This is a genomic window from Streptomyces sp. NPDC053431 (genome assembly GCF_044544925.1).
Classification (GTDB): Bacteria; Actinomycetota; Actinomycetes; order Streptomycetales; family Streptomycetaceae; genus Streptomyces.
Map to the genome: position 1 here is coordinate 1 of NZ_JBITXX010000051.1, position 8,187 is coordinate 8,187.

An 8,187-nucleotide genomic window follows, 5' to 3' on the forward strand; every position below is an offset into this window, starting at 1 on the left:
CCCAGCCCGGTGAGAGCCTCGTGCAGGCCCCGCGCCCAGGCCGCGAGGACGTTCAGGGTCTTGTCGACGTAGCGCCAGGCCGTCGCGGTCGAGACACCGAACCCGGCCGCGAGCTGGGCAAACGTCTCGTTCTCGCGAAGGTGCGCCAGCGTGAGCAGGGCCTACTGGAAGCAACGGAGTGGTCTCCACGGCGAGTTCAGTTCACGCCTTCGGGCGTAGATCAGCCAGGAGACATGCTCGACCAGCTCGTAGGGGACGTCGAGCATGGAAGGATACGGAACCAACACAGCCCGCGGATGGTCGGCGGTGTCGAGTGGAATCAACACCGCCAACGACCGGGGGCTCTGCCATGTCGCCACCCTAGCTAACCAGGCCCTACAGCCCCTCAGGGGCGGGATGAAATAGGTTCACTGAGAGCTCCGGGGGAGCGGGCCTTCGCCCTGCTGAAGTCCTGGCGACTGCTCCGACGAGCCAGGTGTTCCACCCGCCGCATCAGCCCCATCATCCAGGCCGTCCACACAGTTGACCTGCAGCTATTCAGGATGAAAACGGCTCACTAGAAGAGATTCACTCGCAAACATACCACGTTTCCTCGGCCTTGGCCTGATACTTGGGATCTCTCGATATCCAGTGATACGAATCCCGATAACTCGAGGTCGCATTCGTCATGTCAGTGACGTATGTATTGCTGCCCACGAAAAACTTAGATTCCTCGGCAACCGATGCGAAGTACTGCGCCGTGCGGATTTGACGCAAAGAAATCGCCACATCCACCGCCTCGGCACTATTGAAGCTGTAGGCTACAGCTTGCACTTCTAGATAATAGCAATCTTCTGAGATTGGCGTCTTGGCGATTGATGTGCCGCTATCGGCCGCGTATGCCAACGACGGGGCGGCTACGAGGCTAGCCGATGATGCGACCGCCGCCAAAATTAACAGAAGCTTCCGCCTCATGTTTCTCAACTTTCCTCTCGAGCGTTAACACCATTTGTACCCTATTAGGGGCTATGGTGTGGCACCTAGCTAATGCTGAGGATTCTCATATGCGTAGAGCAATTTGCGCTCATTTGAGGTTTCGTCCCAAGGTCATTCTCACCAAGGGCTCGAACGGCTGCTTCACAGGGGCGAGAAGCCATCACCTGTCTCGCCCGCCGGTGGGGTCGGGGGACATCACCGCGAGGTAGACGCACTTCAGGGCAGCGTTCGTGCAGGGGAAGTGGCCGCAGGCCCTGTCCGCCCGGCGGATCGCGTTCACCGACTCGATCGCGTTCGTGGTGGGATGATCCGGCGTCCGCGTCGAACTGCAGGAAGGGGACGAATCCCGCCCAGGCGTTCCGGACGATCGCCGGGTACTTCTGGCCCCATTCCTCATCTTCGGCCAGGCCTCGCCGACCGCGTCGGGCAGACGCTTAACACGTCACAGACCAGCATCACACGTCCTCGACCCGCGGTTCTTCAGCCCGGTCAGCACCCGAAGCCACTGCTTGGCAGATGGCCCGGCGGGCAACCTGCCCGTCGCGGATCTTTACGTTAATGCGGTCGATGAACGCCACCGGATAGACGCGGCCGAAGGCAGGCCTGCCTCAGCCATGCCCTCCCAAACCGAATCGGTGATCGTCCGAAACAGTCTGCTTGGACACCCCGGCACCGTAGACCTCAGCCAGGTGAGAGGAGATCTCACCGGGCGTGAGCCGTTTTCATCCTGAATAGCTGCGGGTCAGTAGCGTGTGGACGGCTTGGGTGAGGTGATGGTGCTGATGCGGCGGGTGGGGCGTTTGGCTCGTCGGAGCAGTCGCCAGGACTTCAGCAGGACGAAGGCCCGCTCGCCAGGTGCCCGGAGTCGGGCGTGGTCGCGGTTGAACTGCTGGTAGCGGCTGGGCTGTTCGCGGTGGTGGTAGTAGGGGGTGCGGATGGTGGCGCCGGCGCCCTGGTAGGCGCGGTCCGCGAGGACGAGGATCTGCCGGGTGAGGCAGGCCTGGACGATGCTATGGGCGCGGGCCGCGGTCAGGTCGTGGGTGCGGCCGGGTGTCGCGCGGGAGAAGCCAGAGCGGTGTGCAGTCGGGGCGGGCGATGACCTTGCGCGTTCATGCTGTGGTCGCGGTGCTTCATCGAGTAGTACGGCTCATTCGCCCGAATCCGGTCGGTGGGGGTCAGGGTGCCGTCGACGATGACGAAGTCGCCCTCGCCCAGGCTGGTCAGGGCCTCGTATAGACCGGGCGCCCATGCCGCGAGGACGTCGAGGGGCTCGTCGACGTAGCGCCAGGCAGTGGCTGTCGAGACGCCGAAGCCAGCTGCCAGGGCGGGCAGCGTCTCTTTCTTGCGCGGGTGCACCAGCGCGAGCAGGGCCTGCTGGAAGCATCCCAGCTTTCGCCACCGCGGACGGCGTGATGAGCCAGGAAACGTGCTCAACCAGATTATGCGGGTCGTCGACCGTGGCACGATACGAGACCAAGCGAGGCTCCTCGGACGATGCGTGGTGCGTAGAGAACACCACCGCAACGACCAGGAGCCTCGTCTCGTTGCGCACCTCTGCTGACCTGCCATTTCACTCCACACAGACAGGATGAAAACGGCTCAGTGACGGAGTATTTCGCGTGTGCGGGTCGCGTTGAAAGCTCGGCAGCGGCGTCGTATGCGCTGGACACGACCGCGTCTATGCTCTGGCGGACTCTACTGACCTGCAGGCTTCGGTGATAGCCAGACTCGTGGACAGGGATCCGTGATACATCAATGCACCTGTCAGGCTGCCGCCGACGCTCCGGCGAGGCATTGAACTACGTGTCTGGACTCCATCGAGATTCGGGGCCGTCGGCCGCAGGCGACGCCCAGGCGTCGGAACACGATGAAGGTAACCGTCATCACCAACCACCAGAGCCGCTGCCCGACCACGGCGCGGGAAGCTCCACCCGACATGCCGGGCCATCGCCGTACGGTCGCCGATCGTATCGCCCACGCCCAACCAGGACCGGATCAGGCATAGATGCCTCACCTGCTATCACACACCAACTGGGGCGGCCCTGCCGACAGCTGCATGCGGTCATGCTCAGTGGAGCTACCCGACCCACCGACTGTCCGCTCACCGTAGGTCCTTCGCGATCACCGTGGTCTTCTCACGAGCCGCGGCCGCTCGTCGGCCAAGCTGGGTGCGTACACGAAACGCCCAAGACTCAGCGGAAGGCCATCCCCCATACGGACGTCACTACCCGACGCTGACTCGAATCCTTGTGAAGACTGCCCTGCGCCGAATGGGCCGTGTCGGCTGGAGGGTGCCACGCTTCCGATCATGGCCCATGAAATGGCGAGCGCAGCTCGGCCCCCATCACGCGCTGTATCTGCGCAAGCTTCGCACCCTCGCTCAAGATCAGGGAAAGACACTGCACATGTTCGGTTTGTGAGGTCCGCCACCGATCTGCATTCCCAAACATGGATAACTCGGACTTCCGTGAGCAGATGAGGTACGGATTGCTCAGGCGCGGCCGGGGCGAGAAGCCCAAGATCTGGGCAGGGGGATTGGGATCCTCATAGATTAGACGGAGCGCCCACCGAGTCGACCGATGAGGGAAAAGCCTTGGCTGCGAATGCACTATGCAAAATACTGGTGGTCGACGACGATGAGGATGTCCACGCCATTACCAAAATTGCACTTCGGTCTTTGCGTTACAAAGGTAGAAGCCTCCAGATCCTAGAGGCCCGTTCTTCGGCCGAAGCCCTACAGATCTTGAGAGTGACACCGGGTGTCGCAGTTATTCTGCTCGATGTCGTGATGGAATCATCAGAAGCAGGCTTGCGGGCTTGCCAGATCATACGACAGCAGCACGAGAACCATTTTGTGCGCATCATACTCCGTACAGGTCAGCCTGGTATGGCTCCGGAGGAGAGCGTTGTCCGCGATTATGAAATTGACGGATATCTACCTAAAGTCGAGGCGACCTCTGCACGTCTGGTTACGATGGTCCGGACTGCCCTCAAGGCTTATGAAGAAATTACGGATATAGAAGCGAAGCGACGTAGCCTGGAGTCCGTGCATGAAACTGTGCGGGACCTTTCAGGAACCTCCGCGTGGAGCGCCTTCCGTTCGGACGCTATGGGGCAGGTGGAGGAGTGACCAGGCATCGTGTCGCCAATGGACCGGAATGGCGAATACTTGTTGTTGATGATGACATGGATGTCCATTCCGTAACTCAGCTGGTGCTGAAGAATAAAAAATGGCGAAACCAGCCGTTTCGGCTGCGCAGTGCCTATAGTCAGGCAGAGGCGACGGAAATCCTCCGAGAAGACCCGAACTTTCACGTCGCGCTTGTAGATGTTGTTATGGAAAAAGAGGACTCGGGACTGGAGCTGTGCCGTCTGATACGGGAGACATGCCCCAGGTCCACCCGAATCGTTCTTAGAACGGGGCAACCCGGCACGGTACCCGAGGAGGAAATCCTCAACGAATGGGACATCGACTACTACTTGCACAAGCTGGACGTGACCCCAGAAAAGTTGTTCTCCGTCGTACGGGCTTGTCTGCGGAGTTCTCAGGACATTTCTACGCTACTTGCCTACGGAAAGCAGCTGCAAAGCTTCACCCGCGCCTTGCAGTACGTGAGCACGGTAGATGACCTCGTTGTATTTATGGGGGAAGCGTTGCGCTTCCTGGAACTGAAACACAACTGTGCGACTACATTCTGCTACGATTTGACGTTAGGGGAGTCGGCAGCCATTACCACTGGCCGTGCGAGTCATGAGGCTCAGCACGGTGCTGCCGATCAGCGAGCCATGTGTCTTGCGCATGATATGAGCACGGCACCCATGCAAGAATTCTCTGGCGAGAGTATAGGGCTAGACGAAGGCGCCTTTGTTATTGTTTTTGAGGCCCGAGAAGAGAAGCTGCACGAGGGCACAAATCCAGCAGCGCCTGTTTTAGGTGGGATTGCCTTCAAAATGAACGCTGGTCTCACCGAGTCAAGTCGCCGTGACCTGGCCGCAGATGCACGTCTTTTCATTGAAAACTGGTGTATTGCCTTTTCAACTCTGCGACTGCGCGACCGGCTCAGCCAGGAACAGGACCTGCGCAATCAGATGTATCAGGACAGGCTGGAGAGCATTGCTACGATGGTCACTGGTGTAGCACATGAGCTCAATACGCCGTTGGGGGTTGCCCGCACCGCCGGGTCAGTTGTCACAGATCTTTCTGTACAGCTGATCAACGACGGTGACGTCATACAAGCTGAGGAAGCAGCCGCTGATCTAGAAGAAGCCGTCCGCTTGATGAACAAGAATCTGGATCGAGCGCACCGGCTGATTCAAAGTTTTCGTCAGCTCTCTGCTTCACAGCTATCTGATGAGCGCGTTGCCATCGGCCTCGACGACCTAATTCGCGACTGCCTGGAAACGATGGGTCCTGATCTGCGGAAGCACCGCGTGACACCTCAGCTGCATTCATCAGCAGATGATGACTTCACGTGGTGTGGATACCCAGGTCATCTGAGCCAGGTGATTATTAACCTCATCCAGAATACAATTCGATACGCTTACGATCCAGGAGCTGGAGGCGCCGTCGATATTTATGTCGAGAAGCGGGAGCAGATCAATGGATTCCGGGTCAGGTTTACTGACTACGGGAAGGGCGTCAGCAACGAGATAAAGCCGCGCATGTTCGACGCATTCGTTACCTCAGGAAGAGAGGTTGGTGGAACAGGCCTCGGTCTCGCTATCGCGAGAAACATTGTGGTCAACCTCCTGCACGGAGAAATCATCTGCGAAAGCACCCCCGGCCATGGCACTACCTTCTCAATAGACCTGCCGGCGTGTGACATTGATCAGCCTGATCATATCTGCCGGGCCGATGCGTCGTTATCCTTGGGACAGGGAGGGGGATTTGGTACCCATGACGGAAACTGAAAGTCAGTTCCAGCAGAAAGCCGCGATGGTTCATGCGATGATGATCGTCTGCTACAACAGAAAGCAGATCACGTCTCAGCAGCTCGCAACAGTCGAATCCTACGCAAGATCCCTGCCGGAATTCTACGGAAGCGACTTCCAGAGATACTACGCTGCTGCTAAAGCGTTGGCCTCAAGTGCAGCCGGAGACTTACGGAAAGCGATAGGGTTTCTGTCGATTATTGAATCTGACGAGCTGCGACTGAAGACCTACTACTGCTGCCTAGAGCTGTCACTATCGGGTACCGACGGCCGTGTCGCTGCCCAGGACGAAGAAGTTCTGACACACATACAGACTTCACTCGGGATATCCGGCGACCTGGCGTCCAAGCTGCAGAGCAGCATTGCTGTCAAATACAGGCCCACGCCTAGTCACTCTATCAGCGACATGGTCGGAATGGCAGTTTAACCTCTCTGCCTGACGAGAAAGAGCGACAAGATGGAATTCGACGTCGATTCCTGGCGCGAGCTGCCTGTATATTCCGGTGTAGCGTCAGACTACTTGACAGAGGATAGCGGTAATCCCTGGCTAAGTCTGGGAGTCATGGACTCGATCCGTGACGAACCGCTCTTGCAGGCATGGGATCATTATCTTGGCATTCAAACGGAAATGCTTGTAGATCAGGAGATGACATGGCTACGGGCCAGGGGCTTCGCTCAGAATGCGCGGGGCGTCTTGGAGGTAGGCAGCGCAAACGGAGACTACGGAGCTCATCTGGCTCGTGAGTTTCCCGATGTTCGAATCTATGGCGTTGAAGCAAATCCGTGCTTGGCTGACAGGTACGATCCTCTCGCCGAGACAGGGCAGAATTATTCGATAGACATCTGCAAGGTAGGTGAGCAAGAGCTCCCGAAGGAAATAAGTGGGAACTTTACTCACTGTATTCTGCGATATGTGCTGCAGCATGTATCGGATCCCGCTCGCGTTGTTTCTGCGCTTTACGATGCTCTCCCAGTAGGCGGCAGGATATTTATCATCGAAGAGGACGAGACCTATTTAAGAGCGCAACCTAACTGGCCAGCCTATGAGGGGGCTGTAGATATCTGGCGCCGAGTGCTGGCGGCCGGCGGCACGGATAATGCAATCGGCGGCAAGCTCCCAGGAATCCTTGCAGGCGTAGGTTTCGATGTCGATGCTTTCGAGATCAAGCTCCGCAATAACGTCGAAGTTGGAGACACTTTCCTGGCCTACTTTGCTGCGGCTTCCCGCGTGCTGCATCTTACTAATCCATCCCTGGTGACAGAGCGCGAACTTCAGAAGGTAATTAGCGAGTTCGAAGCATCCGAGGCGGAGCACAGAAAGAGATACGTAGCAACTTATCCGCAATTCCTGCTTTCAGCTTATAAAGCTGCCCCATAATATTTCGGTAGAGCACGGCAACAAGCGTCGTGTGACACTCCAGCGCGAACACCCGAAGGCATCGGGGGCATCAACGCGTCCGGCCTTTGACCCCTCTGTCCGGTGTTCCGTTGGGAGAGCAAGCCGGCGACGGCTTGGACGGTGTCGCCTATGTGCTCGCGGCAGCCGAGGTGCCGGTGAGGGTTGCCAGTCCTTGAGGTGGGCGAAACCGTGCTCGACCTGGATCCGCGTGGAGGAATGCCTTGCGCTGTCGCTCGTGCATTTCCTCGTACCAGTGCGGGGCGTTCTTCTTGAACTTGTGGTGCGGTGGCGTCACCACGCGTCCGCCGGGCTGGGCGCCCAGACGCTGGTAGCCGGCGTCGGCGAGGATCTCCACCGCTGGGCCGTCTGCCAGGAGCTTGACCATGCCCAACTGGCGGGCATGGGTGATGTCCGCGCAGCTGCCTGGTCTGGTCGGGCTGTTGAACAGCACCCGTCCGTTCTGGTCGGTGAGGACCATGGTCTTGACGGCTTTCTGCCGTGAAGCGATCCCGGTCCTTGCGTCCGGCGGCCGGGCGGCGGACAGGGATCTCGGTGCCGTCCATGATGCCGGTCTGCCGACTGACCACGTGGTCATCGATGACCTCGGCAAAGGGTTCGCAGCCGGACGCCTGGGCTGATCGTGCGCCCACGCTCGGCAAGCAGAGGCCGTATCTCGCCGAAAGCCCGGGTGATAGTGGATCGGTCGATCCCGAACCAGCGGACCGGCACGTCGTGAGGCGCCCCCGTGGCGGAGGTGGACGAGGGCGGCCAGAGGCCAGTCGACTCGGCGCTGTTTCTCGGATCTCCTGACAGAGGCGGGGTGTTGAGGTCAGGCTCGTCGTATGGGCCGTGGGGATCTGACGAACGCGGAGTGGGAACGG

The 8,187-nt window shown here is 59.1% G+C and carries 6 protein-coding genes and 4 pseudogenes; 5 read left to right on the forward strand and 5 right to left on the reverse strand.

What is annotated here, in order from left to right; genetic code table 11:
• A pseudogene (locus tag ACIGXE_RS37210) lies at positions 1 to 326 on the reverse strand (transposase family protein); the annotation flags it as partial.
• An 84-nt stretch (positions 327 to 410) separates the two neighbouring features.
• Here ACIGXE_RS37210 and ACIGXE_RS37215 point away from each other — a divergent pair.
• Positions 411 to 546: pseudogene (locus ACIGXE_RS37215) on the forward strand (IS5/IS1182 family transposase); the annotation flags it as partial.
• Between the two features lie 21 nt (positions 547 to 567).
• Here the strand turns inward: ACIGXE_RS37215 and ACIGXE_RS37220 are convergent.
• From ACIGXE_RS37220 to ACIGXE_RS37230, 3 genes and pseudogenes are all read right to left on the reverse strand, one after another.
• Positions 568 to 954 (reverse strand): hypothetical protein, encoded by a 387-nt coding sequence (locus ACIGXE_RS37220; protein ID WP_399754587.1) that lies wholly within the window; start codon positions 952 to 954, stop codon positions 568 to 570.
• A gap of 184 nt (positions 955 to 1,138) precedes the next feature.
• Positions 1,139 to 1,697, reverse strand: a pseudogene (locus ACIGXE_RS37225) (transposase); the annotation flags it as partial.
• Positions 1,698 to 2,494 (reverse strand): annotated as a pseudogene (locus ACIGXE_RS37230) (transposase family protein).
• Between the two features lie 1,104 nt (positions 2,495 to 3,598).
• On the opposite strand from ACIGXE_RS37230, the gene ACIGXE_RS37235 reads away from it, so the two are divergent.
• The 4 genes from ACIGXE_RS37235 to ACIGXE_RS37250 are packed head-to-tail and all read left to right on the forward strand — an operon-like array spanning position 3,599 to position 7,285.
• On the forward strand, positions 3,599 to 4,105 hold the full coding sequence (locus ACIGXE_RS37235; protein ID WP_399754589.1) for a response regulator: 507 nt from the start codon (positions 3,599 to 3,601) through the stop codon (positions 4,103 to 4,105).
• Positions 4,102 to 5,886, forward strand: a complete 1,785-nt coding sequence (locus ACIGXE_RS37240; RefSeq protein ID WP_399754591.1) for an ATP-binding protein — start codon at positions 4,102 to 4,104, stop codon at positions 5,884 to 5,886. The genes ACIGXE_RS37235 and ACIGXE_RS37240 overlap by 4 nt, the downstream gene beginning before the upstream one ends.
• Positions 5,873 to 6,334, forward strand: coding sequence for a hypothetical protein (locus tag ACIGXE_RS37245; protein WP_399754593.1), 462 nt, complete (start codon positions 5,873 to 5,875; stop codon positions 6,332 to 6,334). Before ACIGXE_RS37240 ends, ACIGXE_RS37245 begins: the two co-directional genes overlap by 14 nt.
• 30 nt (positions 6,335 to 6,364) lie before the next feature.
• Positions 6,365 to 7,285 (forward strand): class I SAM-dependent methyltransferase, encoded by a 921-nt coding sequence (locus ACIGXE_RS37250; protein ID WP_399754595.1) that lies wholly within the window; start codon positions 6,365 to 6,367, stop codon positions 7,283 to 7,285.
• 148 nt (positions 7,286 to 7,433) lie between these two features.
• Here the strand turns inward: ACIGXE_RS37250 and ACIGXE_RS37255 are convergent, their stop codons facing one another.
• A complete protein-coding gene (locus ACIGXE_RS37255) occupies positions 7,434 to 7,784 on the reverse strand; it encodes a hypothetical protein (protein WP_399754597.1) in 351 nt (116 codons plus the stop codon).
• Between the last annotated feature and the right edge of the window lie 403 nt (positions 7,785 to 8,187).